The sequence below is a fragment of the Pseudomonas sp. QS1027 genome (genome assembly GCF_002814235.1).
Classification (GTDB): Bacteria; Pseudomonadota; Gammaproteobacteria; order Pseudomonadales; family Pseudomonadaceae; genus Aquipseudomonas.
Genome location: NZ_PHSU01000016.1, coordinates 74935 through 101429 on the forward strand (window position 1 = coordinate 74935; position 26495 = coordinate 101429).

Genomic DNA, 26495 nt, shown 5'->3' on the forward strand with positions numbered 1-26495 from the left:
GCTCAGCGAATTTCGACGCTGTAGCGGAAGTGGCTGGCCTGGCCACGGGAGCGCCGCCACTCCAGCGGCTGGCCGGCGTAGTCGCGGGCCAGTCGCTCGATCACCACCACCGGGCTGTTGGCCTCGATCTGCAACAATCGCGCATGCACCTCGCCCACGGCTTCGGCGGTGAGGGTTTCCTCGGCACAGGCGACGACCTGGCCGCAGAGTGCCTCGTAGATCGGATAGAGCAGCGGCCCCTGCTGGTCCAGGTCGGCGCTCAGCAGCGCCTGGAACGGCCCCTTGGGCAGCCAGATTTCTTCGGCCAGCACCGGCGCACCTTCCAGCAGTCGCAGGCGCACCAGACGGATCACCTCGGCCTCGGGCGGCAGCCCCAGGGCCTGGCTGACGGCGGAGGGCGCGGGCAGGGAATCGATATTGAGGATTCGGCTTTCGGGGACCTGGCGTTCACCGGCCAGGGTCTGGAAGCGGAAGAAGCGGAACAGCGAAGACTGGAACTGCGGACGACGTATAAAGGTACCGCGGCCCTGATGGCGTTCGAGAATGCCCTCCTCCACCAGCTTGTCGATGGCCTTGCGCACAGTGCCGATGGACAGCTGGTACTCACCGGCCAGTACCGCTTCGGTGGGAATCGCTTCACCCGGGCGCCAGCGGTTGTTGGCTATTTGCCGGGCCAGTTCGTCACGCAGACGTTGATAGAGGGGCAGACGTTCGTCGCTGGAAAGGGCATTCATTCTTGTAGTTATCCAATCATCTATATGAATTTTTACCGAGTATTCTCCCTGGATGAAAAAGCGTCAAGTGGCAGGCCGATTACTGGTCGGCGCGTTCGGCAAAAGCATTCACGCGCACCCGCAAGGGCACGAGAGCGGACCAGCACACCGGAAACCAGAAGATCATAAGCCTCATCATAATGAGTGTTAAAAACACTTAAAACTCATTTATGTGAGCTTTATAAATCGTAATAACATAATTAAGACATGCTACAGTGAGCCTTATCTATGATAAGACTCACCCTGGTAAGCTTTATGAACGCGTTTTTTCCTGTTGGCTGCGGCGACACCCTCAGTAAGATCGGGCTTCTCGTAAAAGCCAAGCGCCTGGATATGGGTCTGCGCCAGTCGGACTTCAAATCCAGCCTCGGGATTTCCGAGCATACGCTGCGCAAAATCGAAAATGGCTCGGAGCTCGTCGACCTCAGGTCCTTTATGCTGGTGCTCTGGCGCCTGGGCCTCAACGAGATGATTTTCGGTTCACTGGATGGCGTCGAAAACACCTCGCAAATCACCAAATACGCTACAGGTGAGGATAGGCATACGAGCCTTTCTTCAAAACGTGTTCGCCTGTCCAAACCCAAGGCGGAGGATTTCTGATGTCCCGTGCCTACATTTACATGGAGCACCCGCAGACGGGCGAAGTCATCACCCTCGGTCGGCTGACGCTCCAGGGTAAGGTCGGTGAGTTTCTGTATGCGCCCGACTATGTAGCCAGCAACGGCTGGATACCCGACCCGATCAACTATCCACTGCGGACCGAAGCCTATACCGGCATCACGAAGAGTCGTGGTATCCCAGGCTTTATCAACGACGCCATGCCCGACGGCTGGGGAGAGCGCCTGCTGCACCGTGTCTACGGCCAGGAACTGACGACCCTCGACTTCCTGCTCAAGTCACCGAACAACGACCGTATTGGCAACCTTATGGTCGGGAAAACCACCTTGCCTGCATCTGGCCTGGGGACCGAGCCCGTGCCGACATTAAGAGGCCTGGCGAAATTCGTCGAAGCATGCGAAACGGTATACAACAGTCAATTGGATCAGGAGTCCGTCTCGATACTGAACCTGCGCCAACAACGTTCCTCTCTGGGTGGCGCCCGCCCCAAGCGGACTCTGCAGGATAGTGGGATGTTGATCCTGGCCAAACCTCGCGACCGCTTTGACCAGTACGACTTACCCGCCGTCGAATATGCGTGCATGACCTTCGCGGCCTCCAAGGGCCTGAATGTCGCCAGGACCGCCTTGCATGCCGAAACCCCATCCACGTTACTGGTAGAGCGATTCGATCGAACACCGCTGGCCGAGGGTGGACGTCGCATCCCCATGCTCAGCGCGCTCACCTTGCTGGACGCTGAATGGATGGCCCAACACGACTGGCGCTATGCGGCAGTCGCCGATGAAATGCGCCGCCGTGGCGTTCCCGAAGAGGACTTGCAGGAGCTCTTCAAGCGAATGTGCTACAACGCGCTGGTCGGTAACAGTGACGATCACCCACGCAACCACGCCATCATCTGGAGGGGAGGCCAGTGGCGCCTCTCCCCGATGTACGACGTGCTACCGATCCTCGATGAGGGGCCAGCCAAGACACTGGCCATGGCCGTTGGCCGTGAAGGAACCCAAATCAGCCGCCAGAACCTGCTCAGCCATCACACCCACTTCGCTCTTTCACGCGAGCACGCCGAACATGTGCTGGACGAGGTCATCGGGTGGGAGCAAGAACTGAAGGAATACTACGGTCGGTGGCTGCAAGGAGTGGAGTTGCAGATGGCCCGGGAGGCAACGAGCACTGCGCGGTTGCGGTAAGTGAGTGATGCCCGGTTTCCAGCCGCTATCAGTATGGCCTGACGACCGGACTGGCGCTCACCCGCCTCAGCAGCAACACTCATTGCGACAGCAACAAGAGGATTCCCACATGCTCTGGAGAAAAGGACGGCGCAGCGACAACGTGGTGGATGCTCGCGATGACAGCAATGCCGGGAGTAGCGGTCTGCGTTTTGGCGGTGGCAAAGGCTTGAGCCTGGGCGCCGTCGTGTTGATTGTCGGCATCGGTCTGCTCACGGGCCAGGACCCTATGCAGATTCTCGGAGAACTCAGCCACCAACTCAGCAACCAGCCTTTAGCCCCCGCCACCTCGCAGACCCGCCAGGCACCGCCGGCCAACGATGAGCAGGCGGACTTCGTCCGGGCCATTCTCGGGGACACCGAAGACACCTGGGGCCAGATCTTCCAGCAGGCCGGTCGTCAATACAAAGACCCGACGCTGGTGCTGTTCCGCGGGCGGGTTGCCTCCGCCTGCGGCCTGGCCTCCTCCGCCACGGGACCGTTTTATTGCCCGGCGGATCAACGGGTCTACCTGGACCTGGATTTTTTCCGCGAGATGTCCCAGCGCTTCAAGGCTGCCGGGGATTTTGCCCAGGCTTATGTGATCGCCCACGAAGTCGGCCATCACGTGCAAAACCTGCTCGGTGTGTCCGCCAGGATGCAGGCGGCCCGCCAGCAAGGGCAAAAGATGGAAGGCGCCGACGGTTTGCTGGTCCGCCAGGAGCTGCAGGCCGACTGCCTGGCCGGGGTCTGGGCCTATCATGCGCAGCAACGTTTGAAATGGCTGGAACCCGGCGACATCGAAGAAGCCTTGAATGCCGCCAACGCAATCGGTGATGATCGTCTCCAGCAGCAAGGTCAGGGACGCGTGGTGCCGGACTCCTTCACCCACGGCACCTCTGCGCAACGGGTGCGCTGGTTCAAGACCGGCTTCGCCCAAGGGCAACTCAACCAATGCGATACCTTCGCCGCCAAGAGTCTGTGAATGAAAAAAATATTGTGTGGGTCATTGTTGTTGGGAATGTGCGTGATCGGCGCCCAGGTCCAGGCCAAGGAACACGGGCTCGAAATCAGCCCCAATCACTTGAAACTGTCGGCCGGTGAGTTGAGCGTCGGCCTCAATCGCGACTGGCAAGGGCCGATGCCGGATGTAGAGCGGGTACTGATCATCGTCCACGGTCGGCTGCGTAATGCCATGACCTACCTGCAGAGCGCAGAGACCGCCGCAGCCCAGGCGGGCCAGGATCGCAATACCCTGATCATCGCACCGCAGTTTCTCAATGAAAGCGATGCGCGGGGCAATCACCTGCCGGGGAACCTTCTGCGCTGGCACGGCGATGACTGGATGGCCGGCTCGGAATCGACCGGGCCTTCTCCGATGAGTTCCTATGCGGCCCTGGATGAAGTACTCCAACGCCTGAGCAACAGGAAGAAATTCCCGGCCCTGCGCGAAGTCATCGTCGCCGGGCATTCCGGCGGTGGCCAGGTGGTGCAGCGTTATGCCCTGGTAGGGCATGGCGATGCGCAATTGGCGGGGAGCGGCATCAAGCTGCGCTATGTGGTCGCCAACCCGTCGTCCTATGCCTATTTCAACGCCCAGCGGCCAGTGGTGGGGTTCAGCCCGGCGAGCTGCCCGGGGTTCAACGACTGGAAGTATGGCCTGCAGAACCTGCCGACCTACGCCCAGGGACAATCACCGGCGCAGTTGGAACAGGGTTATGTGCAACGCGATATCACCTACCTGCTGGGGCAACAGGACACCGACCCGAACCATCCGGCCCTGGACAAGAGCTGTGGCGCGGAGGCCCAGGGGGCGTATCGGTTGATTCGCGGGCATAACTATTTTGCCTACCTGCAACAGCGTCATCCGCAAGGCTTCACGCAGACGCTGGTCGAGGTGCCCGGGGTTGGGCATAACGGCGATGGGATGCTGACTTCGCCGCAAGGGCAGAAGGCGTTGTTCGGTAAGTAAGCAATCTCTTATGGCGAGTGGGCTTGCCCGCTCGCCACAAGGGTGCATCATCAAGCCGAAAGCATCTGCCGAAGCGCCACGCAATCCTCGGCATGCCAATCCGTCAGCTCCGGCCACGGGTTGTCCGGCAGGTTGACCAAGATGGTCCGGGCCCCCGCCGCCCGTCCGCAATCCAGGTCGAAACGATAGTCACCGACCATCACCATCTCGCTCGGCGCCACGTCCCAGGCTTCGGCCAATTTCAGCAAACCACCCGGATGCGGCTTGGGCGGTGCTTCATCGCGGCCCAGCACATCGGCCTCGGCGAAACAGTCGGCCAGGCCAATGGCCTCCAGCGTCACATGGGCCAGCTCGCGGGCATTGCGCGTCAGGATGCCGAGACGATAACCGCGCCCGGCCAACTCACGCACCAGTTCCACCGCCCCCGCCGCCGGCTTCGACCCCAGCGCCAGGTCCCGCTCGTGCTCCAGCAGCCAGGCATGTTTGGCCGCGGCCTCATCGGCCGGCAATGCCGCCAGATGGGTGAGGATGTCGTGTTCCGGCGGAATCGCCAGGGCCACGCGGATCGCGGCGAAATCGTGCACGGCCACGGTCAGGGTGCCGTCCATGTCGAACACCCAATAACGCACCTCGGCCAGACTCATGCCCAATCCTTGCGATGACGGATCAAGCCTTCCTGGGTCACCGACGCCACCAGCACGCCCGCTCGGTTGTACACGCTGCCTCGGGAGAACCCACGGGAGTTGCCGGCCCACGGACTGTCCATCGCATACAGCAACCAGTCGTCGGCGCGCAGGTTGGCGTGGAACCACAGCGAATGGTCAAGGCTGGCAACCTGCATATCCTTCTGCCACACCGACTTGCCATGGGGCAGCAAGGAGGTGGTCAGCAGACCGAAGTCCGAGGCGTAGGCCAGCAGGTATTTGTGCAGCGCCGGCGAGTCGGCCAGCGCTCCGTCGGCGCGGAACCAGACGTACTTCACCGGGTCCGACGGCTGCGGGTTGTAGGGGTCCTTCTCGGTGACCGGGCGCACTTCGATGGGCTTGGGGCACAGGAGTTTTTCGCGCATGTGTTCGGGGATCAGGTGCGCGCGCTGCTGGGTGAGTTCCAGCTCCGTGGCCAGGTTCTCCGGCCCGACGACCTGAGGCATGCTGCTCTGGTGCTCGAAGCCTTCCTCGTCGTACTGGAACGAGGCGCTGCAGGTGAAGATCGGCTGGCCCTTCTGGATCGCCGTGACGCGCCGCGTACTGAAGCTGCCGCCGTCGCGCACCCGGTCGACCGAGTAGACCACCGGCAGGCCGGCATCGCCCGGACGCAGGAAATAACCGTGCATCGAATGCACATGCCGCGCTTCCTCGACCGTCTGGCTGGCCGCCGACAACGACTGGCCCAGCACCTGGCCACCGAACAACTGGCGAAAGCCCAGGTCCTGGCTGCGGCCGCGAAACAGGTTTTCTTCAATCGGTTCCAGGGTCAGCAAGTCGACCAGGTCTTCCAGCACTTGGCTCATTCAAACGCTCCTCACACAGGGCAATACTGTTCACTTAACGACGATATCAAGCCATCCGTGCTTGTGTGGCCAGCAAGCTGGCCATAGGCCCCGAATGATACAGCCTTTGTCGCACCCGGCGGTGCAGCGGATCGGCCAACCCCGGGGTTATCCTTGCAGGGTGCGCAGCCATTGCGCATGACTGATGCGGTAAAGCACGTGGCGGCGCAACGGATGATCGTCGGCCAGCTTCGGATGCGCGAAATCTGACTGCGGATCGTAATGCATGCCGATGGCCTGCATGACCTTCTGCGACGCCGTATTGCTCTCACTGGTAAAGGCCACGACCTCGTCCAGGGACAGGCGCTCGAAACCGCAGCGCAAGGCGGTCCAGGCCGCCTCGCTGGCATAACCCAGGCCCCAGTGCTCACTGGACAGACGCCAACCGATCTCCACCGCCGGGGCGAAGGTGGCATCGAAGTTCACCTGCATCAGCCCGGTCAGGCCGATAAAGGCCCCGGTATCCTTGCGCTCCAGCGCCCAGAGACCAAAACCGTATTCGGCGAAGTGCCCGCGAATCCGACCGATCAGCGCGGCACTTTCCAGACGGTTGAGCACCGTCGGCAAATAGCGCATCACCTGAGGATCGGCACACATCCGGGCAAACTCCGGCAAGTCCTCGTCGCGCCACTGACGCAACAGCAAGCGTGCACTCTCAAGTTGCAGTATCGGTTCCACTTTCTCTCCCTCCGGATTCTTTCAACGCTGACTCCCTGCTCGTCAGTGTATCGCGCTGATAAGATCCTTCACTTCTTCCTACATGAATTCGCCATGCCGCTGCCTTTGATCTACCACGATGACTACAGCCCGGACTTCCCCGCGGACCATCGCTTTCCCATGGACAAGTTCCGCCTGCTGCGCGATCACCTGGTGGACAGCGGCCTGACCCGGGACGCCGATCTCCTGCGCCCGGCCATCTGCCCTGTGGATATCCTCGCCCTGGCCCACGACCGTGGCTACATCGAACGCTACATGGCGGGTGAACTGTCCCGCGAAGACCAGCGCCGCCTCGGCCTGCCCTGGAACGAGGCCCTGGCGCGGCGCACCGTGCGTGCGGTCGGCGGCTCGCTGCTGGCGGCCGAACAGGCGCTGGAACATGGCCTGGCCTGCCACCTGGCGGGCGGCACCCACCATGCCCATTACGATCACCCGGCGGGCTTCTGCATTTTCAACGACCTGGCGATCATCAGCCGCTACCTGCTGGAAAGCGGTCGCGTGGGCCGGGTACTGATCTTCGACTGCGACGTGCACCAGGGCGACGGCACCGCGCGCATCCTGGAAGACACCGCGGACGCCATCACGGTCTCCCTGCACTGCGAGAAAAACTTCCCGGCGCGCAAGGCCCACAGTGACTGGGACATTCCCTTGCCGATGGGCATGGGTGACGCGGACTATCTCAAGGTGGTGGATGACGCCCTGAACTACCTGCTGCCGCTCTACCAACCGGACCTGGTGCTGTACGACGCCGGCGTGGATGTACACAAGGACGATGCCCTGGGTTACCTGAAACTGACCGATGAAGGGGTGGCCGCCCGGGATGAACGTGTCCTGCGCCATTGCCTGGGCCGGGATATCCCGGTGGTCGGGGTGATTGGCGGCGGCTACAGCAAGGACCGCCAGGCCCTGGCCCGGCGCCACGGGATCCTGCACCACAGCGCGCAAAAGGTCTGGACGTCATCAGGTTGTCATTGAAGCCTGGGCTTACCCACAATGGCTGTGGAACCGCCTGTGGATAACCTGAGTGAAATACGCTGCAGGCCTTATGGGGAAAGGGCTGTGGAAGACTGTATGTTTTTCGTACAGTGCCGCTGAAGCCACCACTCCCCTTACAGGGGAATGCGATCGACTGTAGGAGACGGCTTGCTGGCGATGAGGCCCCTGAGCCTTGTGTTGTCTGTCCGGCTGCTATCGCCAGCAAGCCGGCTCCTACATGAGTCCGCGTCAAACACAGGATTGGGGGACAACCACCAGCCAGTCCCAAGGGGCCATGTCAAACACAGGATTGGGGGATAGCAGCGAGCCAGCCCAAGGGTCCGCGGCCACCACATCCTCGGTGGAAAAACGTAGAATGCCCGGCTCGTTCAGCCAATTCGCCGCCCGCCATGACCCAGCCAGCCCCTGACACCGCCCCTCACGTCGCCATTATCGGTGGCGGCCCCGCCGGCCTGATGGCCGCCGAGGTCCTGAGCCAGGCGGGTATCCAGGTCGATCTCTACGACGGCATGCCTTCGGTCGGGCGCAAGTTTCTGCTGGCCGGTGTCGGAGGGATGAACATCACCCATTCCGAGGCCTACCCGGCGTTTCTCTCCCGTTATGCCGAACGCGCACCACAGATCGCTCCGATGCTCCGGGCTTTTGGTGCCGATACGCTGTGCGAATGGATTCACGGCCTGGGGATAACTACGTTCGTCGGCAGCTCCGGCCGGGTTTTCCCCAGCGATATGAAAGCCGCCCCGCTGCTGCGCGCCTGGCTCAAGCGCCTGCGGGAAGCCGGGGTAGTTATCCACACCCGCCATCGCTGGTTGGGCTGGCGCGACGGCGGCCTGGTTATCCACAGCCCGGAGGGTGAAAAAAGCCTGCGCCCCGACGCCACCCTCCTCGCATTGGGTGGCGGCAGCTGGGCGCGATTGGGCTCCGACGGGGCCTGGCTGCCCCTGCTGGAGCAACAGGGAGTGACGGTCGCGCCCTTGCAACCAAGTAACTGCGGCTTTGACGTCGCGGCCTGGAGCGAAGTCCTGCGCAGCAAGTTTGCCGGTGCCCCACTGAAGAACGTCGCCATCGCCCTGCCCCACGGCACGCCGCGCCTGGGCGAATGCGTGATCACCGCCAGCGGTATCGAAGGCAGCCTGATCTACGCACTGTCCGCGCCGATTCGCGAGCAGATCAACCAACAGGGCAACGCGACGATCGAGATCGACCTGCTGCCCGGCAAGCCTGTGGACAAGGTCCTGGCCGCACTGGCCAAACCCCGCGGCTCACGCTCCATGGCCAAGCACCTGCACAGCCAGTTGGGGATCGACGGGATCAAAGCGGCGTTGCTGCGGGAACTGACAGATGCCGAGACCTTTGCCGACCCGGCGCGCCTGGCCGCTGCGATCAAGGCGTTGCCGCTGACGCTGGTCAAGGCGCGTCCGCTGGACGAGGCCATCAGCAGCGCCGGCGGCGTACCGTTCGAGGCAATGGACGAGCGACTGATGCTCAAGGCGTTGCCCGGCGTGTTCTGTGCCGGCGAGATGCTTGACTGGGAAGCGCCGACCGGCGGCTACCTGCTCACGGCCTGCTTTGCCAGCGGGCGGGTGGCGGGACAAGGGATAGTGGAGTGGTTGCAGCAGCGGACCCGGGACAAGGTCATCCCAGGATAACGCGGACAACTGCAGGAGCGGCTTGCTGGCGATGAGGCCCTTGGGCCTTGCATCCATTTCAAGGACGCCATCGCCAGCAAGCCGGCTCCTGAAATGACCGTGTTGACCCTGGAGCCAACACGGCATCGATGTTCGCCTTACGGCTTGCGCTTGCGCGGCCCGGTATTGAACACCGGCACCTTGCGTACCGGCTTGATCGACTGCACCACATCTTCCGGCTTCTCGCCGCTGTCGACCCACTTGCCCAGGTTGCGCTTGCCGCCAGCGGCCTTCGGTTTTTTCGGCTTCTTCGGTTTCTTGATCACGCTGCCCGAAGCATCGGTGTCCGGCACCCGGTGATCCGGCTCGAAACCGGCTTCGTCCTGGCGCTTCAAGGTCTGACGGGTCAGGGTCTCAATGGCCGACAGCAGATTCACCTCATCGGCGCAGACCAGGGAAATCGCCTCACCAGTGGCGCCGGCACGGCCGGTACGACCGATCCGGTGAATGTAGTCCTCGGCCACGATCGGCAGGTCGAAGTTGACCACCAGCGGCAAGTCCTCGATGTCCAGACCACGGGCCGCCACATCGGTGGCCACCAGGATCTGGATCTCGCTCGCCTTGAAGCGGTCCAGTGCGCGCTGGCGGGTAGCCTGGGGCTTGTCGCCGTGGATGCCATCGGCATTGATACCCAGGCCCTGGAGTTTTTCCACCAGTTGGTCAACACCATTACGGGTCTTGGCGAACACCAGGACCTGCTTCCAGTGCTGCTTGCGCATCAGGTGCACGAACAGCTCCGGCTTGCGCTTCTTGTCCACTGTCACCAGCCACTGCTTGACGGTGTTGGCCGCGACATTGCGCGGGCTGACTTCAATGCTCAGCGGATCGTTGAGCATCTGCCCGGCCAGCAGGCGGATGGCGTCGGAGAAGGTCGCGGAAAACAGCAGGGTCTGGCGCTTTTTCGGCAACGCCTTGTAGATATTGCCCAGTTCTTCCTGGAAACCGAGGTCGAGCATGCGGTCGGCTTCGTCGAGCACCAGGGTCTGCAACTGGTTGAACTTGAGGGCGTTCTGGCGATAGAGATCGAGCAGACGGCCCGGAGTCGCCACCAGCAGGTCGACACCCTTGCGCAGCTTCATCATCTGCGGGTTGATGCTGACGCCGCCGTACACCGCATAGGTGCTCAGCGGCAGGTGCTCGGCGTACTGGCGCACGCTTTCATGCACCTGCTCGGCCAGCTCGCGGGTCGGCACCAGAATCAGCGAACGCACCGAGTTGGCGGTGACCTTCGGCCCTTCCAGGGTCAGCAGCTGCAACAGCGGCAAGGCGAAACCGGCGGTCTTGCCGGTGCCGGTCTGGGCCGCGGCCATCAGGTCGCGACCGGCCAATACGGCGGGAATGGCCTGGGCCTGGATCGGTGTGGGGGTCTGGTAACCCAGAGTATCCAGGGCCCGCGTCAGGGGTTCGATCAGGCCGAGTGTGGCGAATGTCATGGAAATACCGTAGGAAAAGTGTCAGCGCCGTGAAGCAATGCGCGGCAGTTTACCCTGTCAGGCCTCTTTCGGCTTGCGCCACTGCGGTAAACCGATCAACACCACGGCGCTGATGATCACGCCCATGGCCATGCACTCGTGCCAGCCGATCTGCTCGCTGGCAAAGAGAATGCCCAGCAGCACCGCCACAGCCGGGTTGACGTAGGCATAGCTTGTGGCCGCCGCCGGGCGCACATGCTTCAACAGGTACATATAGGCGTTGAAGGCGATGATCGAGCCGAAGACGGTCAAATAGGCCAGGGCAATCCAACCGTCGGTCGAGGGCATCTGGGTCAGGCGCTCGCCGCGGACAAAGCTGGCCATCAGCAACACCACGCCGCCCACCAGCATTTCCGCCGCACTGGCCATACCGCCCTGGGGCAGCGGCAGGTGCTTGCTCCACACCGAGCCGAAGGCCCAGGTCGCGGCGGCCAGCAACAGCAGGCCGGCACCCAGCGGGCTGGCTTGCAGGTTGGAGCCCATGTTCAGCAAAGCGATCCCGATCAGACCGAGCACAATCCCGGCCCATTCGAGACCGGTATTGCGGTTGCCCCAGAAAAAGCCGCAGAGCAAGGTAAACAGCGGCACCGTCGCCACCGTCAGCGCGGCAACCCCCGAGGCCACGCCCATGTGTTCGGCCAGGGTCACCGCGCCGTTGCCGAAACTGAGCAGCAGCACACCGATGGCCGCCGCGCCTTTCCATTGCGGCCAGGTCGGCGCCGGGACGCCGCGAAGGCGTTGATAGGCAAACAGCAGGCTGCCGGCGATCACGAAACGGATGCCGCCCATCATCAACGGCGGCCAGGATTCCACGCCGATACGAATGGCCAGGTAGGTCGAGCCCCAGATGAAATACAACGCAAAAAAAGCACCGATCAGCGGTAACGGAAAACGGCGTGGGGCAGACATGGGGGGCAGATCCAGGCAGGGCAACGGAGGCTTATTCTAGAAAGGCGCCTGGAAAATAATAAGTTACAAAACCGTGTTATAAGGCCAGTACACTTTGTAAAGCATGGATATCAGGGCTTTCTGCCATTGTTTCGAAAGCCCGCGGAATAGAGAGCCTGTGGATGGATAAATACGACCGTTTGATCCTGGGTGAGCTGCTGGACAATGGCCGCGCCTCGTTCGCCGAACTGGCGCGCAAGGTCAACCTGTCCGCGCCGGCGGTGGCGGAGCGGGTGGCGAAGCTGGAAAGCAGCGGGGTCATCACCGGCTATCAGGCCAAGGTGGACCTGGAGAAGATCGGTTTGCCGATCCAGTGCGTGATCGAGTTGCGGCTCAACCAGCATGGCAAGCAACAGGTCTACGACGACCTGGCGCAGATTCCGCAGATTACCGAATGCCATCGGGTGACCGGGGATCCGTGCGTGATTCTGCAAGCGGCGGTGGGGAGCATGGCGGAGCTGGAGCAGTTGATCAATCGGATAGCCCAGTTCGGCTTCAGCAAGACCTCGATTGTGCTGTCGAGCGCGATTGAGCGGCGGGTGCCGTTGGGGCATTTGGACATGAATGGAAAAACAAAGGGATGATGGGTTCGGGAGAAAATCTTACGAACGGTTCAAATTCAGGCCGAATTCAGGTCATACTGCGCAACGTGCCAGAGCCCAACCTGACTATCTAACGCAAATATTCGTGCCGCGATGGAGATACCCACTCATGCGAGTCGAGACAATCAGCTACCTGAAATCCCATGCCTCCGATCTGGATCTTCAAGAACCAATGATCGTTACGCAGAATGGAAAGCCCGCTTACGTCATCGAATCCTATGAGGACCGCGTCCGTCGAGACGAGGCATTGGCGCTGGTCAAGCTGCTCGCAATCAGCTCCCGCGAATACTCGGAAGGTAAGTTCCTGACAGCTGATGAAATGCGGGCCCGCAGAGCCAGAAAATGACAAAAATCGTTTTCACTAACACGGCCATCAGCTCAATCGACACGCAAGAGTTTTATCTCGCCGACAAAGTAGGCATTCAGACCGCTTCAAAATACTTTGGTGATCTTGAAGATAAAATAGACCGGCGACTCAGCGATCACCCTCAATCTGGGCAGCTCTGCCAACAAGCGGCAGAACTGGGCGCTTTGCAGTACCGGGAACTGAATTACAACCCCTACCGTGTCATCTACAGCTACGACACCATTAACGACGTCGCCGTCATACACCTGATATTGAATCAAGTCCAGAACGTGCAAGACTGGTTGGTGCACTACTGCCTGGTTAAAGATCTCAACTAGGGTGCTCGGATACCAAAACGCCGCACTGTTCCCAGCGCGGCGTTCAGCTTTCAAATGGTCGCTAGCTACCAGACGCTGCCACACCCACTGACCGGCACCTCCTGCGGCATATCACGCAGCCGAATCCACGGTTCTTTCCGCCAGTGCAGCAGGCTCAATGCTCCGCCATCCCACTCCAGAATTCCAAGGCTCGGCGCTTGGGTCAACGCCGGCTGCGGCTGGCCGCGCAACATCGGCAGCACCTGGTGCGTCAGCCATTGGCGCAGGTGGCGATTCTCCGGCAGGTAGTGATAGACCAGCATCGCGTAGACGCCGGACTCGCTGAGCATCAGGTGATCTTCAGATCGGCCGCTACCCTTGAGTTTCAGCACTCACCGCTGATCTGGATCGAGCTTGATGGCTTTGCGTTCATGCCACTCGATTCCCATCAGATGCCCGATATCACGGGCGCAGAACCAGGCTTCGTCATGCAGGAGCAAGGCCCGGAGCTTTAGATGATGGCGGGTAAAAATGCGTGGTTCGAAAGCAATGTTAACGGCAAGACCAAGCGGCTTTGACGCATCAGTAGCACCGCCGTCATCAAGATGTTTTTGTATGGTTTCAGCGTGGCTTTCGAGAATGACTTTTTCCATTTTGGAATACTCCGAGAGATTCAAGGAGCTGCCATAAAAGCCTTCCTACGGACTTGGGTGGCAGCCGTACGCGGGGTAGGAACCGAGCTCTCTCGGACACTCGGCCACGAATCAACGTGCCCGCGCACGGCCACCATGAGGGGAACACTGGCGACAAAACCAGCGAGTATGGTGGCTGTTCAGTATCGAAAGAGTCAATTGCAAGGGTTCCTACGCCCTGTCACCGATTTGGCGATGACAGGAGAAAGGCTAACGTCACTGCACCGCTCGGAAAAGACAGCACAGATCGCCACCCGCAGTACGACATTTCCTAAAAACCACACGACAAATTGCAATATCACCGCAGCGTCCTCAGACGCCCCGATAACGCTTCAAATGCTCGCCAATCTTCGCCGCCGGCACCTTCTGCAATTTGCACAACCAATCATGGGACAACACCTGCACCCCATGCTTGTCGCGCAACTCGCCAGCCATATGCGCCAGCAGGTTCGCCGCCATCTCGGCATCGGCCATGGCCCGGTGCGCCTGCCCCGTGTGTGGCAAGCGGGCAAAAGCCGTCAGCGTACCGAGCTTGTGATTCGGCGCCGCCGGCATCAAGCGCCGCGCCAGCAACAACGAACAGGCAAAATTCTGCAAACGCGTACGCTTGATCCGCCCCAATTCGTAATCCCAGAACTTCTGGTCGAATGCGGCGTTATGGGCCAGTAACGGAGTCGTACCGACAAACTCGTTGACCTCGTTCATCACCCGCTCCGCCGACGGCGCGGTGCGCAACATGGCGTTGCTGATGCCGGTCAGCTGTTCGATAAATGCCGGTACGCGCACGCCAGCATTCATCAGGCTCTGGTAACGGTCGACAATGCGCCCTTGTTCCAGGATGACCACGGCGATTTCCGTAGCCCGGCACCCCGCGTTCGGCGTGATGCCCGTGGTTTCAAAGTCGATGACCGCAATACGTTCCAAAAGCCCAGCCCTTTGCAAAATCAGTTTCAGTTTTTCAACAACAACGCGCCTTCGATGGGCACGTAGCGGCTTGCGGCACGGATCAACGAATTGGCCGTCAGCCCCGGCACGCCATAAGCCACGGCTTCGACGCCGTGCTTGTCGATGATACGCGTGAGCAGCAGGTCGAAATCGCCGTCGCCGGACGCCAGCACCACTTCGTCGACATGGGGCGCCACGTCCATGATATCGATGGTGATGCCCACGTCCCAGTCGCCCTTGGCCGAACCGTCGCTGCGCTGGATGTAAGGCTTGAGCTTCACCGTAAAGCCCAGGTTGCGCAGGATCTGCTGGAACTGCTGCTGCTTGCTGTCGCCGCGATCGATGGCGTAGGCGTAGGCCTCGACGATCTCCCCGCGCTGGCTGATATCAGCCCACAGGGCGGCATAGTTGAAGTGACAACCATAGGCCTGGCGAACGGTGTAGTAGAGGTTCTGCACATCGGCGAACACAGCGATTTTCTTCACCGCGAATCCTCATGGCGCAAAGCGCACTGGCGGGTGATGACGAGCGCTCGGGAGCGATTAGGTGCGCAGTATGCCAGCCCGGGGGAAGGTTCAGCGAATAATCGGCGGGGCGAGTGTCAGCGCTTCAGGCGTCTGACGGGCTTGAGGCGGCGAACGCAGATTTTGCGGATCACGCAAAACCTTGTAGGAGCCTGGCTTGCCAGCGAAGCTTTTGGCGGCCTCAAGGGCCTCTTCGCGGGCAAGCCCTGCTCCTACAGGACTGTGTTCACCCAAACAGAGGGTCAGACGAAGGAGTCGTCGTCGCCAGAAAAGGAGGAACTGTCGTCATCGAAATCGGTGTCGGCGAAACCACCCTGGTTGTTATTGCTGCCCCAGGAATCGTTGTTGGCCATGCGCTGATCATCACCCCAACCACCGCCACCACCGTTGTTGCTCATCGGGCTCGGCTCGATGATTTCCTCGATGATCTGCGGTTGCTGCTGGTTGTGATGGAACAGGCTGCTGATACCTTCCGCCAGCATCACGCCACCGGCCACACCGGCCGCGGTTTTCAGCGCGCCACCGAGGAAGCCGCTACCCATGGGCGCGGCCGGGGCCGCCTGTTGGGGGGCAGGCTGGGCGTAGGCCGGCTGCTGATAGTTGGGTTGGGTGTTGTAGTTCTGCTGGGGTGGTGGAGCGTTGAACCCCGGACGCCCAGGCTCACGCCAGCCGCCGGAGTTGCTCGGTGCAGGCGCTGGAGCCGGATCGCGGCTGCCACCGAAAATGCTCGACAGGAAACCACCGCTGCTCGATGCCGGCGCGGCGCTCTGGGCACGGGCCTGCTGCAACTCGTCCTGAAGCTGCTGCAATTGCGCCTGCAATTGCTTGTTCTGTTCGTCGAGGCTCTTGATCGCGTGCTCTTGCACCAGGATCGACTGGGTCATGTAGTACGGTGCAGCCGGTTGGCGAGTCAGGTGTTCCTTGATCCGCGCCTCGGCCAGGGCGTCACGCGGGGCTGAATCCGTTCCGGCTTGCTGCAACCGTGAAAACAGTCCATCGATCAGGGTTTGCTCTTCGCTGTTCATGGCGACCTCATTAGATTGCCGGGTAGAAATCGATCGCCTCGACCCAACCGGGCCAGGCGTTCTCCAGTTATGGGGTTGTTACTGGAAGTTTCAATAGTCCTTACCTAACGTTTACATTTGAGTGTCGGCCCGCGCCATCGGTTAAAGTGTGGCCCTGCCTCAGCCCGCGCGATAGACAACCGATGAACCCGTTCAATGTAATCCGTGATTCCCTGTACTTTTTCCAGCGCAACCTGCGCCAGATCGCCCTGCTCTGCCTGCCACTGGTGATCGTCGAAACCCTGCTCCAGCAACTGCTGGACAACGCCGTGGGCCCGGATGCCTCGCCGGCCTATGGCCTGGTGGCCGGGCTGCTGGTCTATCCACTCTACACTGCGGCGCTGATTCTGTTTCTCGATGCCCGCAGCCGTGGCGAAACGCCAGCCAATCGCGACCTGCTGGCCATGTCCCTGCGCCTGTGGCCGCGCTTTGCGCTGCTCTCGGCGATCAATACCATCGCCATCGTGCTGGGGCTGTCGCTGTATTTCATTCCCGGCATCTGGCTGACCGTGATCCTGGCCTTCTCCGAATACCTGCTGGTGCTGCGCGGGCGCGAGCCGCTGCGGGCGATGAAAGAGAGCTTCGCCTTGAGCCGCGGCCACTTCTGGCTAACCTTCACCTGCATTCTGTGTGTAATGGGTCCACTCTGGCTGCTCAAGGGGTTGAGCCTGAGTCTCTATCCGGCACCGCAGAACCCGGTGCTGATGCTGGTCATCGACAGCGCCCACAGTTTCCTGCAACTGTTCAGCAGCGTCGTACTGTTCCGAATCTATATGCTGATCGGTGAAAATTCCGCCAAAGACTGAACCGAGGCCCATGACCCGTCTATTACGTTACCTGGTGGCCGGCCTGCTGATTGTCGCGGGCCTTACCGCCCTGCTGGTCTACAGCCTGACCTGGCGCCCGGAAGAGCGCGAGACCCTGCCCGTGCGCTGCACCGCCGAGGCTCCGGTGCTGATTCCCGGCCAGGCCCTCAAGGTGATGACCTGGAACCTCCAGTACCTGGCGGGCAAACGTTATGTGTTCTGGTACGACCTGCCCGACGGCAGCGGCCCGGACGATCGCCCGACCCCGGAAGACATGGCCTTCAGCCTGGACGAGGTGACGCGGGTGATCCGCGACGAGCAGCCGGACATCGTGCTGTTGCAGGAAGTCGACGAGAACGCCAAGAGCAGTGCTTACCAGGATCAGTTGAAGTTGCTCCAGGAACGTCTGGCGGACCTGTACCCCTGCAGCTCCCAGGCGTTCGACTGGAAAGCCGACTTTGTCCCGAACCTGCATATTTTCGGCAGTGTCGGGCGCAAGCTGGCGACCCTGAGTCGCTATCAGGTCGAACACGCCGAACGCCAGCAATTGCCCCTGGCCTCGGGCAATCTGCTCAAGCGGCAGTTCCAGCCCCGCCCGGCGCTGCTGGTGAACTACCTGCCCTTGAGCGACGGCGGGCAACTGGCGGTGGTCAATACCCAACTGGGGGCCTATGCCCAGAACGACACCCAGCTCAGGGAAGTACAGACGACCCTGCAATTGCTCGACAAGTTCGAGAGCCAGGGCACGCCATGGCTGATCGGCGGTGATTTCAATCTGCTGCCGCTGGGCCAGTATCTGCGCCTGCCACCACGCTTGCGCGGCGGTTACTCGGCGGACAGTGAGTTGCATCTGCTGTGGGACAAATACCCGATGATCCCGAGCAACAACGAAGCCAGCGGCATCGACCGTGAGCGGTGGCTGACGTTTTACCCGAACGATCCCGACGTCAGCGGGCCGGATCGGACCCTGGATTACTTTTTCTACAGCTCCAAGCTCAAGCGGATCGAGGCCCAGGTACGGCAGGACGATACCTTGACGATTTCCGATCACTTGCCGGTGCTGGCGCGGTTTCTGTTGCCAGCGGCGCAGTGACCGCCTTGCCGGGGACTCGTTACCTTCACTGCCTGGCCCCGCCGCTGCGGCCAACAGAGTCCCTGTAGGAGCCGGCTTGCTGGCGATGCGATCTGATGGGCGACATCGTCGTCGCCTGGAAAATCGCTATCGCCAGCAAGCCGGCTCCTACAAGTTTTGGCGTGTCCTTTCGTTCGCGGCAACCTTACTTGCGCGGTTTGATCCGCGCCGTCGCCTCGGCCACCAGCGGATCATCCGGCCAATAATGCTTCGGATAACGTCCCTTGAGGTCCTTCTTCACTTCGGCGTAGGTGCTGCGCCAGAAGTTCGCCAGATCCTGGGTCACCTGCACCGGGCGCCGGGCCGGCGACAGCAGGTGCAGTTTCACCACCTGGCGACCGCCGGCAATTCGCGGTGTCTCGGCCAGGCCGAACAACTCCTGCAGGCGCACCGCCAGAATCGGTGGCTGCTCGCTGTAGTCCAAACGGATCGACGACCCCGAAGGCACGCTCAGATGATGCGGAGCCAACTCCTCCAGGCGTTGCGGCAACGGCCAGGGCAACAGGCTGTGAAGAATCCCGGCCAGTTCCAGGTTGGCGAAATGACTGAGCCGCGACACCCGCCCCAGATAAGGCTTGAGCCACTGCTCCAGGGTCGCCAGCAAGGTCTTGTCGCTGACATCCGGCCATTCGCTCTCGCCCTTCCCATCCAGGTCCAGTTTGCGTAACAAGGCTACCCGCGCCTGCCACTGGCGCAGCTCCGGGGTCCAGGGCAACAGTTCCAGGCCCTTGCGCCGCACCAGGTTGACCAACGCCTGGCTACGTGCCGCCTCGTCCAGTCCGGTCAAGGGTTCGCGACTGAGGATCAATTCGCCGACCTTGCGCTGGCGCTCGGCTCGCAACACGCCTTCGCGCTCGTCCCAGTCCAGTTGGTCGACCGTGCTCACCTGCTCGGCCAGCACGCTGTCGAACAGGCCCGGATCGAACTCCGCCGCCAGGTAGATACGTTCCTCACGCTGGCCCTGGCGACTGCCGAGGTCGGCCACCACCAGCCAGGGCTGTTTCATCAGGCTGTCGGTTTCGCTGAACAAGGCCGCCCGGCCATTGGCCAGCCGATATTCCGCACTCCCCTCGCGACGCTGTTGTGCGACCCGATCCGGGTACGCCAGGGCCAACAGCGCTCCCAACCAGCGCGGATGATCCGGGTCGGCCACCGGCTCACTCGCGGCACCGCGCAAATAGCCGCGATACTGCCGCGCCAGTTGCCGCGCACGCTGCACACCGCCCTGGGCGCCGCGAGCCGCACGCTCTTCACCCGCCAGCAAGGCCAACCGCGTATGCAGGTCAGCCCCACCGCCGCGCTGGATATCCCGCTCGCCCAGGAGTGCCGCGACATCGCAGGCCATGTTCGCCAACCCCAACGCCTGGCCGCGCAACAGCAAATGGGCGATACGCGGATGCGCCGGCAATTCGGCCATGGCCTGACCATGACTCGTCAATGCGTACTCGGCGCCAGCCTTGCTGGCCAAGGCCCCGAGCCGTTGCAGCAGATCCTGCGCCTGGCCATAAGCGGCCGCTGGCGGAGCATCCATCCAGACCAACTCGCCGGGCGCCACGCCCCAGCGAGCCAGTTGCAAGGCCAACCCGGCCAGGTCGGCCTGAAGAATTTCCGCGCTGCCATAGGAGGCCAGCTGTTCATGCTGGGCCTCGGACCACAACCGATAACACACCCCCGGCTCCAGACGCCCGGCGCGGCCCGCCCGCTGGGTGGCACTGGCCCGGGAGATACGCTGGGTGTCGAGGCGGGTCATGCCACTACCGGGATCGAAACGCGGCACCCGCGCCAGCCCGGCGTCGATGACCACCCGCACGCCATTGATGGTCAGGCTGGTTTCCGCGATGTTGGTCGCCAGCACCACCTTGCGCTTGCCGGCGGGTGTCGGCTCGATGGCGGCGCGCTGGGCCGCGAGATCCAGTTCACCATGCAGCGGGCACAGCAACACGTCGGTCCGCCCGCCCAGGCTCTCCTCCAGTTGCTGGTGCACTCGACGGATCTCCGCCTGGCCCGGCAAAAACACCAGCAAGCTGCCGTGTTCGGCGTCCAGCGCCTCGTGCACGGTCTGTACCACCCGCGGCTCGATAAATTCGCCGGGTTGGAAGGCCCGACTCCAACGCAAAGTCACCGGGAACATGCGCCCTTCGCTGCGCACCACCGGCGCGTCGTCCAGCAAACCGGCCAGGCGCTCGCCTTCGAGGGTGGCGGACATCAGCAGGATCTTCAGCGGCTGCTCGTCACGAAACATCTGCCGCCCGTTGAGGCTCAGGGCCAGGGCCAGATCAGCATCCAGGCTGCGCTCGTGGAATTCGTCGAAGATCACCAGCCCGACGCCCTCAAGGGCCGGGTCGTCATTCAAACGACGGGACAGAATGCCTTCGGTGACCACTTCGACGCGCGTCTTCGGGCCGACCCGGCTTTCCAGGCGGATGCGATAGCCGACGGTCTCGCCAACCTTCTCCCCCAGCTCGCTGGCCAGCCGCTCGGCCGCCGCGCGGGCCGCGAGACGCCGCGGCTCAAGCATCAGGATGGTTTGCCCGGCCAGCCACGGCTCGTTCAGTAACGCCAGCGGCACCCGCGTGGTTTTACCGGCGCCGGGGGGCGCTTCCAGTACTGCTTCATGGCGTTCGCTCAACGCTTGGCGCAACGCCGGCAATACTTCATCAATCGGCAACGAATTCATGGTGACTCCCAGGCTGACCGTGAATTATACGGTGAACCCGGCAGGCCTCCAAAGCTAAAGGACCCGCCCCTCAGACCTTGAAGTGCGCGATCAGCCGATGCAGCTCCCGGGTCATGCCCGCCACTTCATCGCTGACCTGCACGGTCGTGCGCGCCTCACTGGCATTGCTTTCGCTCAACGCGCGAATTTCCAGGGTGTTGCGCTCCACGCCTTCGACCACTTGCGCCTGCTGCTCGGCGGCGGAGGCAATTTGCAGGTTGTGATCGATGATCTCCTCCATGGCCTGGGTGATCGCCTGGAAAATATCCGCCGTGAGGGTCACTTCACCGACCCGGGTCGAGGCGCTGGCGTGACTGCTCTGGATGGTCCGTACCGCGTTGCCGACCTGTTGTTGCAGGCCTTCGATGGTGTGCTGGATATCCCCGGTCAGCGCCTGGGAGCGTATAGCCAGATGACGCACTTCGTCGGCGACCACGACCCGGAAGGCCGCATCGAGCTTCTCGATGCTGGGTTGGTAGTGGTCGAAACGCTCCTGCCAATGCTCGATGGACGCTTCGTCATAGGCACCACTCTGGGAATAAGGCTCGACAATGCTGCTGGTGTACAGCGCCTGGGCCTCCTGCGCAGCCTCGGCCATCAGCCGCCGCGCGCTCGGATTATCGGCGCCATTGCCGGCCTGGACGTAGGGCTCCAGCAGCCCGGGCTGGCTCACCACCGTCGCTCGCGAAGTGGACTCCAGAAAACCGTAGGCGCTGATATAAGCCGCGTAACCGCGGGTCTGCGTCAGCGTGGCGTAGAGCGGCAGGATCTCGCTGATCAGCAGATCGGTCGCCCGGTACAGCCGTGGGTCGCCGTCCATGGTCAAGCGGGAGTCGGCGCCGATTTCCTTCAGCGTCGCCAACTGCGCCAGGGCGGCACGGGTTTCGTCGACGTAAAGGGCGCTGAGCACCTGGTTGGCCTGGGGCACGCCCAGGCTGGCCGAAGGGGCCTTGAGCATGAAACCTCGTACGGCAAAGGACGTATGGCCCAGCCAGTTGTCGAAGGTCTGTCCGGTCTGTTCCAGATAGCGTCGCCCGAGCTCTATGGCGGCGACACTGTCAGGCTTGTTACGGGCGTGACCGAGGAGATGCAGGGCGGCCAGGTCCAGCGCCGCCTTGTAGGCGGGCAACGCCGCTTCGAAGGCCTGCAACCCCAGCAGTTCGCGCCGCGCGCCTTGCAGTTCGCTGGCCAACGTCGTGAGCCTGTCGAAGGCCAGCCAACCGAACGGCGCCATGAACACCAGAAAGATCAGGCAGAATTTCTGCAGGTAGCGCGCCCGATTCATCAGCGCCAACACGGGTTTGAACATAAGCGGTTCCTCGACTGCGTGGCTGGGAACGAACGCAGCTCAGCCTTTCTGGGACGACTCGCCGGCGTCCGGCGCCAGGGCGCCTCGCGGAGATCGGGTGGGACGCGTCCATCCTAGTGGCCAGGTGCCCCGAAGCAGTTGGAGGCTTTGCACGAATGATTGAAGATTTGCGACATTCAGCCGCCGTGCTGGAAAGCCTTGTCGAACGCCTCGATCGGCGCCTGACCCGGAGTCCGGTACAAAGCCGGCAAGACTTCATCAATCGGCAACGCATTCAGGGTGGCTCCCGGACAAAGAGCCGGGTATAACGGCGAACTGCCCGGTCTTAATCGCGGTCTTAACAACTGATCCAGACGCGGCCCCAGCGGCTTCACGTTTCCTTCAGGAGATATCCATGCGTATTGCTTCCCGTGTTATCGGCACCGTTCTGGCTGCTACCTTGCTGACCCAACTGAGCGCTTGTGGCTCGATCTTCTACCCGGACCGTCGTGGCCAGATCGAAGGTCGGATCGATCCGCTGATCGCCGGCCTCGATGCCGTCGGCATCCTGTTCTTCGTCATCCCCGGCCTGATCGCGTTCGGTATCGACTTCGCCACCGGCGCCATCTACCTGCCCCACGGCAAGACCGCGCAGATCGCTCCGGAAAAACTCCAGGAAGCCATTACCGCCGACGGCCACGTCGACAACCTCAAGTTGCAGGCGATTCTCAAGACCGAACTGCACCAGAGCCTGCCGCTGAACGACCCGCGCCTGATCCAGCAAAAAGGCAATCTGCAGCAACTGGCGATGTACAACCTGCGCCCTGCGGCCTGAGCCCGGGGACACTGAAAAAGGATCGCGGCCTTCATGACCAGCAGCCCGGAACACGCCCGCCTGTTACGCCTGGCTACCCGGGCTTCGGTCGGGGTCGCCAGCATCCTGATCCTGACCAAGGCCACGGCCTGGTGGCTGAGCGGTTCGGTGAGCATGCTCGCCGGGCTGACCGACTCACTGCTCGACGGCGTCACCTCGTTTCTCAATCTGCTGGCGGTGCACTACGCGCTGCGTCCGGCGGATAACGATCACCGCTACGGGCACGGCAAGGCCGAATCCCTCTCGGGCATGGCCCAGGCGCTGTTCATTGCGGTGAGTGCGGTGCTGATCGCGATCCAGGCCTTCGAGCGCCTGAAAAACCCGGAACCGATCGGTGCCCCGTGGATCGGCATCGGGGTGATCGTCTTGTCGCTGATCCTGACCGCCGGGTTGCTGCTGTTGCAGCACAAGGTGGTCCGCGAGACCGGCTCCACCGCCGTGCGCGCCGACTCCCTGCACTACCGTTCGGACATGCTGCTCAACACCAGTATCCTGCTGGCACTGGTGCTCGCAGGCTTCGGCTGGCCGCAGGTGGACGCCTGGTTCGGTCTGGGGATCTCGGTCTATATCCTGTGGAGCGCGATCCAGATCGGCCGGGAAAGCTTCGCCGTGCTGATGGATGAGGAGCTGTCACCGGACATCAGCCAGCACATGCTGGAACTGGCTTGCGGTGTGCCCGGGGTGCTGGGTGCCCACGATCTGCGCACGCGGATCTCCGGCAACCGCTGGTTTGTGCAGTTGCACCTGGAGTTGCCGGGAGAATTGACGCTGTCGGTGGCCCACGGCCTGAGTGACCAGGCCGCCGATGCCATCCATGCCGCCTACCCGCAGGCCGAGGTGCTGGTGCACGCCGACCCGCGGGAAGTGGTCAAGCCACGCCACTGATCCGTCAGTAGTTGACCTGGTAACCGCGACTGCTCAGGCAGTTGCCCTGGGCCTGGCGGTAGGCCTGGACCACCGCCGGTGCCGGCGCGTAGGTCACGTTGGCCGGGTCGAAGCCGCTTTGCTGTACCGCCCAGCGATAGCAATCCTCGCCATCCTGCTGGACCTGCTGCGGGCTCTGGCCGTTGGCCGGATAGGCCACCACATCGTAGCCATTGCCTTGTGGCGCCGGTGCCACTTGCGGTGCGGCGGCCGGTGGATCGACCACCACGTAGTCCTGGGTATCTTCCTGGTAGAGGTAATAGGCACCGGCCGCGAGGAAAAACATCGAACTGCCGATCCAGACTTCCCGCGCATAATCGGGCAGGTAGGTGGTGCGAATCCCGCGTGGCGGAGCGACGACTATGTAGCGTGTGCCCTGCGGGCGATACCAGTAGCCACCGGAGAAGAAATAGTCCTGACCACGGTAAGGCACCCGCCAGTTGCGATCCGGGAAGCGGTCGACCACATAACCAGGGCGATATTGCGGACCCGGGCCCCAGCCATTGCCGTGCCCGTCGGGACGACCCGGCCAGCGACGATCGTCGTGATGCTCGAAATTACCGCCGGGACGGTTGTTATTGTTGCCACCCTGCCAATTGGGGGTGTTGCCGTTGCGCCGGGGAATATCGGAATAGTTGCCACGCACCGGTTCCTGGGTCTGGCGCACGCTATCGGGGTGGGGCTGGATCGGCAGGTTGTTCTGCGGAACCGGACGCGGCGCCTGATTGGGCTCGTTCTGCGCTGGACGGCCTTGTCCAGGGACCTGGTCGTGCCGCTCGAAATGCTGCTGATTGTTTTCCGGGCGAACCTGGGGCGCAGGTGCAGCCGGACGCGGTTGCGGCGCCTGTGGACGGACTTCCGGCGCGGCTGGCCGTGGGGCCGGGGCCTGGGGACGCGGTTGATTGTTTTGCGGGTGCCCCTCGGGGCGATGTTCATGTCCCTCTTCATGTTTCTGATTGTCATCACCCTGGTTTTCAGCCAGTGCCTGCGCACCAACACTCATACAGAGCAAGCCAACACCTGCCAGACGCCAGATGCGCGATTTCATTCCATTCCTCACTGCGGTTCAGGGCTTAACCATAAGACTGGGAAAGCGGGTTCCGGTTCTGTGACACTCTACCAGTCGCGCAACTTATTTTTTGCCCAATAAAAAAGGGAGACCCGTCGGCCTCCCCTTGAAAACTTCGTCCGTGCTCGACGCTTTTGACGCCGGCTCACCTCACACCGTCTTCTGGACAGCGTGTAGCCCGGTGGCCGGCGCAACCCTGTGGGATTGTCGGCCGCGGCTGGCCTGATTCGGCGGGCCGCAGTGGACTGGGGTGTCTGTCTCGAATGTGAACGTACTTACGAGACAGGACACTTGTCCGGGCAGTGATTCTGGTGATAAGCATAGGCCCGGGGCGACGACACAGGATTGCGAACATTGCTCAAATAAACATGTCTTGCGCAATTTTTAACTTCAGATAGATAATTTGCCGCAATAGTTCTTGGAAAGGCCCTGACGATGAGCAAACTCGACCGATACGACCTGAGCATTCTGGCGGAATTGCAGCGTGATGCCCGCATCTCCAACCAGGAACTGGCCGAGCGTATCGGCCTGTCGCCCTCGCCCTGTTCGCGGCGGGTCAAGCAGTTGGAGGACGACGGTTATATTTCCCGTCAGGTGGCGTTGCTCGACCGCAAGATGCTCGGTTTGAGCCTGACAGCCTATGTGCTGATCGGCATGGACCGGCATACGCCGGAGCGCTTCGAAAACTTCGAAGCGGCGATCCGCACCCTGCCCCAGGTGCTGGAGTGCAGCCTGGTGACGGGGATGGACGCCGACTATCAGTTGAAAGTGGTGGTGCCGGACATGGACCACTACCAGAAACTGCTGCTGGGGCACCTGACGCGCATCGAAGGGGTGACCAGCGTGCGCTCCAGCTTTGTACTGAACCAGGTGCTCAACAGCACGGAATTGCCGTTGACCCATTTGCGCAGTTGATCGCTGCGAACGCGACCACCTGCAGGAGCCGCGTGGGATTGATCGAGTGCTTTATTGCCCGAGATCAGATCAGTTCCCGCTCGTGGCGTATAATCGGACGGTTTTCCACCCCGCTCGCGTTGGAGAGGTTTGATGGATCCTGCCGTTTTCGAAGAGTGGATGATGACCGGCCTGGTCAGCATCCTGGTCATTTTCATGGGCTTTATCGTCTGGGACCTGGCGAAGAAATCCAAGGCCGGGCGCTTTGGCACCTTTATCCTGTTCTTCGTGCTGGGCCTGGGCATCGTCGCGTTTGTGATCAAGAGCGTGGTGATCGGGTTGATCGAGTCGGGCTCGCTTTAAA

At 62.0% G+C, this 26495-nt stretch carries 29 protein-coding genes; 15 read left to right on the forward strand and 14 right to left on the reverse strand.

Going from position 1 to position 26495, the window contains the following annotated elements; all coding sequences use genetic code 11:
- Positions 1-2 precede the first annotated feature (2 nt).
- The gene (locus CWE01_RS15840) at positions 3-734 is read right to left on the reverse strand and encodes a GntR family transcriptional regulator (RefSeq protein WP_100941478.1); all 732 of its coding nucleotides are present in this window, start codon (positions 732-734) and stop codon (positions 3-5) included.
- Between the two features lie 294 nt (positions 735-1028).
- Between CWE01_RS15840 and CWE01_RS15845 the strand changes: the two genes are divergently transcribed.
- The 4 genes from CWE01_RS15845 (at position 1029) to CWE01_RS15860 (ending at position 4568) form a co-directional block, all read left to right on the forward strand.
- The gene (locus tag CWE01_RS15845; protein WP_100941579.1) at positions 1029-1373 is read left to right on the forward strand and encodes a transcriptional regulator; all 345 of its coding nucleotides are present in this window, start codon (positions 1029-1031) and stop codon (positions 1371-1373) included.
- Positions 1373-2578 (forward strand): type II toxin-antitoxin system HipA family toxin, encoded by a 1206-nt coding sequence (locus CWE01_RS15850; protein ID WP_100941479.1) that lies wholly within the window; start codon positions 1373-1375, stop codon positions 2576-2578. The genes CWE01_RS15845 and CWE01_RS15850 overlap by 1 nt, the downstream gene beginning before the upstream one ends.
- A 109-nt stretch (positions 2579-2687) precedes the next feature.
- The gene (locus CWE01_RS15855) at positions 2688-3581 is read left to right on the forward strand and encodes a neutral zinc metallopeptidase (protein WP_100941480.1); all 894 of its coding nucleotides are present in this window, start codon (positions 2688-2690) and stop codon (positions 3579-3581) included.
- Positions 3582-4568 (forward strand): alpha/beta fold hydrolase, encoded by a 987-nt coding sequence (locus CWE01_RS15860; protein ID WP_177145074.1) that lies wholly within the window; start codon positions 3582-3584, stop codon positions 4566-4568.
- A gap of 50 nt (positions 4569-4618) precedes the next feature.
- Here CWE01_RS15860 and CWE01_RS15865 read toward each other — a convergent pair whose 3' ends face one another.
- The 3 genes from CWE01_RS15865 to CWE01_RS15875 form a co-directional block, all read right to left on the reverse strand.
- On the reverse strand, positions 4619-5212 hold the full coding sequence (locus CWE01_RS15865; RefSeq protein ID WP_100941482.1) for an HAD family hydrolase: 594 nt from the start codon (positions 5210-5212) through the stop codon (positions 4619-4621).
- Positions 5209-6078 carry an acyl-CoA thioesterase II gene (gene tesB / locus CWE01_RS15870; protein WP_100941483.1) on the reverse strand — a complete coding sequence of 290 codons (870 nt, stop codon included), beginning with the start codon at positions 6076-6078 and terminating at the stop codon, positions 5209-5211. Before tesB ends, CWE01_RS15865 begins: the two co-directional genes overlap by 4 nt.
- A 147-nt stretch (positions 6079-6225) precedes the next feature.
- Positions 6226-6795, reverse strand: a complete 570-nt coding sequence (locus tag CWE01_RS15875; RefSeq protein ID WP_100941484.1) for a GNAT family N-acetyltransferase — start codon at positions 6793-6795, stop codon at positions 6226-6228.
- A 93-nt stretch (positions 6796-6888) separates the two neighbouring features.
- On the opposite strand from CWE01_RS15875, the gene CWE01_RS15880 reads away from it, so the two are divergent.
- Complete coding sequence (locus tag CWE01_RS15880; RefSeq protein ID WP_100941485.1) at positions 6889-7809, forward strand: histone deacetylase; 921 nt, start codon at positions 6889-6891, stop codon at positions 7807-7809.
- A gap of 410 nt (positions 7810-8219) precedes the next feature.
- On the forward strand, positions 8220-9479 hold the full coding sequence (locus tag CWE01_RS15890) for a TIGR03862 family flavoprotein (RefSeq protein ID WP_100941487.1): 1260 nt from the start codon (positions 8220-8222) through the stop codon (positions 9477-9479).
- A 137-nt stretch (positions 9480-9616) separates the two neighbouring features.
- Here CWE01_RS15890 and CWE01_RS15895 read toward each other — a convergent pair whose 3' ends face one another.
- Together CWE01_RS15895 and yedA are read right to left on the reverse strand one after the other, a co-directional pair.
- Entirely contained in the window at positions 9617-10951 is a 1335-nt protein-coding gene (locus CWE01_RS15895; RefSeq protein WP_100941488.1) for a DEAD/DEAH box helicase, read from the reverse strand.
- A 57-nt stretch (positions 10952-11008) separates the two neighbouring features.
- Positions 11009-11899, reverse strand: coding sequence for a drug/metabolite exporter YedA (yedA, locus tag CWE01_RS15900; protein ID WP_100941489.1), 891 nt, complete (start codon positions 11897-11899; stop codon positions 11009-11011).
- Positions 11900-12060: 161 nt separating this feature from the next.
- Here yedA and CWE01_RS15905 point away from each other — a divergent pair, with 161 nt between their 5' ends.
- From CWE01_RS15905 to CWE01_RS15915, 3 genes are all read left to right on the forward strand, one after another.
- Entirely contained in the window at positions 12061-12522 is a 462-nt protein-coding gene (locus CWE01_RS15905; protein WP_100941490.1) for an Lrp/AsnC family transcriptional regulator, read from the forward strand.
- A 127-nt stretch (positions 12523-12649) separates the two neighbouring features.
- Positions 12650-12886, forward strand: a complete 237-nt coding sequence (locus tag CWE01_RS15910) for a type II toxin-antitoxin system Phd/YefM family antitoxin (protein WP_100941491.1) — start codon at positions 12650-12652, stop codon at positions 12884-12886.
- Positions 12883-13224, forward strand: a complete 342-nt coding sequence (locus CWE01_RS15915; RefSeq protein ID WP_100941492.1) for a type II toxin-antitoxin system RelE/ParE family toxin — start codon at positions 12883-12885, stop codon at positions 13222-13224. Before CWE01_RS15910 ends, CWE01_RS15915 begins: the two co-directional genes overlap by 4 nt.
- 65 nt (positions 13225-13289) lie before the next feature.
- On the opposite strand, the gene CWE01_RS33870 is transcribed toward CWE01_RS15915, so the two are convergent.
- The 5 genes from CWE01_RS33870 to CWE01_RS15935 form a co-directional block, all read right to left on the reverse strand.
- Positions 13290-13553 (reverse strand): hypothetical protein, encoded by a 264-nt coding sequence (locus CWE01_RS33870; RefSeq protein ID WP_371917144.1) that lies wholly within the window; start codon positions 13551-13553, stop codon positions 13290-13292.
- A gap of 42 nt (positions 13554-13595) precedes the next feature.
- On the reverse strand, positions 13596-13856 hold the full coding sequence (locus tag CWE01_RS33875) for a hypothetical protein (protein WP_256579366.1): 261 nt from the start codon (positions 13854-13856) through the stop codon (positions 13596-13598).
- A 351-nt stretch (positions 13857-14207) separates the two neighbouring features.
- Positions 14208-14819, reverse strand: a complete 612-nt coding sequence (locus tag CWE01_RS15925) for a PolC-type DNA polymerase III (RefSeq protein WP_100941493.1) — start codon at positions 14817-14819, stop codon at positions 14208-14210.
- 26 nt (positions 14820-14845) lie between these two features.
- Complete coding sequence (locus CWE01_RS15930) at positions 14846-15325, reverse strand: NYN domain-containing protein (protein ID WP_100941494.1); 480 nt, start codon at positions 15323-15325, stop codon at positions 14846-14848.
- Between the two features lie 281 nt (positions 15326-15606).
- Positions 15607-16389, reverse strand: coding sequence for a DUF2076 domain-containing protein (locus CWE01_RS15935; RefSeq protein WP_100941495.1), 783 nt, complete (start codon positions 16387-16389; stop codon positions 15607-15609).
- Positions 16390-16571: 182 nt separating this feature from the next.
- Here CWE01_RS15935 and CWE01_RS15940 point away from each other — a divergent pair, with 182 nt between their 5' ends.
- Together CWE01_RS15940 and CWE01_RS15945 are read left to right on the forward strand one after the other, a co-directional pair.
- Positions 16572-17234 carry a YciC family protein gene (locus CWE01_RS15940; RefSeq protein WP_100941496.1) on the forward strand — a complete coding sequence of 221 codons (663 nt, stop codon included), beginning with the start codon at positions 16572-16574 and terminating at the stop codon, positions 17232-17234.
- Between the two features lie 10 nt (positions 17235-17244).
- Positions 17245-18327, forward strand: a complete 1083-nt coding sequence (locus tag CWE01_RS15945; RefSeq protein WP_100941497.1) for an endonuclease/exonuclease/phosphatase family protein — start codon at positions 17245-17247, stop codon at positions 18325-18327.
- A 184-nt stretch (positions 18328-18511) separates the two neighbouring features.
- On the opposite strand, the gene hrpB is transcribed toward CWE01_RS15945, so the two are convergent.
- A complete protein-coding gene (gene hrpB / locus CWE01_RS15950; RefSeq protein ID WP_100941498.1) occupies positions 18512-21043 on the reverse strand; it encodes an ATP-dependent helicase HrpB in 2532 nt (843 codons plus the stop codon).
- A gap of 70 nt (positions 21044-21113) precedes the next feature.
- On the reverse strand, positions 21114-22391 hold the full coding sequence (locus CWE01_RS15955) for a methyl-accepting chemotaxis protein (RefSeq protein ID WP_100941499.1): 1278 nt from the start codon (positions 22389-22391) through the stop codon (positions 21114-21116).
- A gap of 394 nt (positions 22392-22785) precedes the next feature.
- Here CWE01_RS15955 and CWE01_RS15960 point away from each other — a divergent pair, with 394 nt between their 5' ends.
- Positions 22786-23205 carry a polyribonucleotide nucleotidyltransferase gene (locus CWE01_RS15960; RefSeq protein WP_100941500.1) on the forward strand — a complete coding sequence of 140 codons (420 nt, stop codon included), beginning with the start codon at positions 22786-22788 and terminating at the stop codon, positions 23203-23205.
- Between the two features lie 33 nt (positions 23206-23238).
- Positions 23239-24129 carry a cation diffusion facilitator family transporter gene (locus CWE01_RS15965; protein ID WP_100941501.1) on the forward strand — a complete coding sequence of 297 codons (891 nt, stop codon included), beginning with the start codon at positions 23239-23241 and terminating at the stop codon, positions 24127-24129.
- 4 nt (positions 24130-24133) lie between these two features.
- On the opposite strand, the gene CWE01_RS15970 is transcribed toward CWE01_RS15965, so the two are convergent.
- The gene (locus tag CWE01_RS15970) at positions 24134-25216 is read right to left on the reverse strand and encodes a DUF6515 family protein (RefSeq protein WP_100941502.1); all 1083 of its coding nucleotides are present in this window, start codon (positions 25214-25216) and stop codon (positions 24134-24136) included.
- A gap of 456 nt (positions 25217-25672) precedes the next feature.
- Between CWE01_RS15970 and CWE01_RS15975 the strand changes: the two genes are divergently transcribed.
- Positions 25673-26152: an Lrp/AsnC family transcriptional regulator gene (locus tag CWE01_RS15975; protein WP_007937367.1), complete on the forward strand. Its 480-nt coding sequence runs from the start codon at positions 25673-25675 to the stop codon at positions 26150-26152.
- Between the two features lie 132 nt (positions 26153-26284).
- Entirely contained in the window at positions 26285-26494 is a 210-nt protein-coding gene (locus CWE01_RS15980) for a DUF2788 domain-containing protein (RefSeq protein WP_100941503.1), read from the forward strand.
- Position 26495 lies beyond the last annotated feature (1 nt).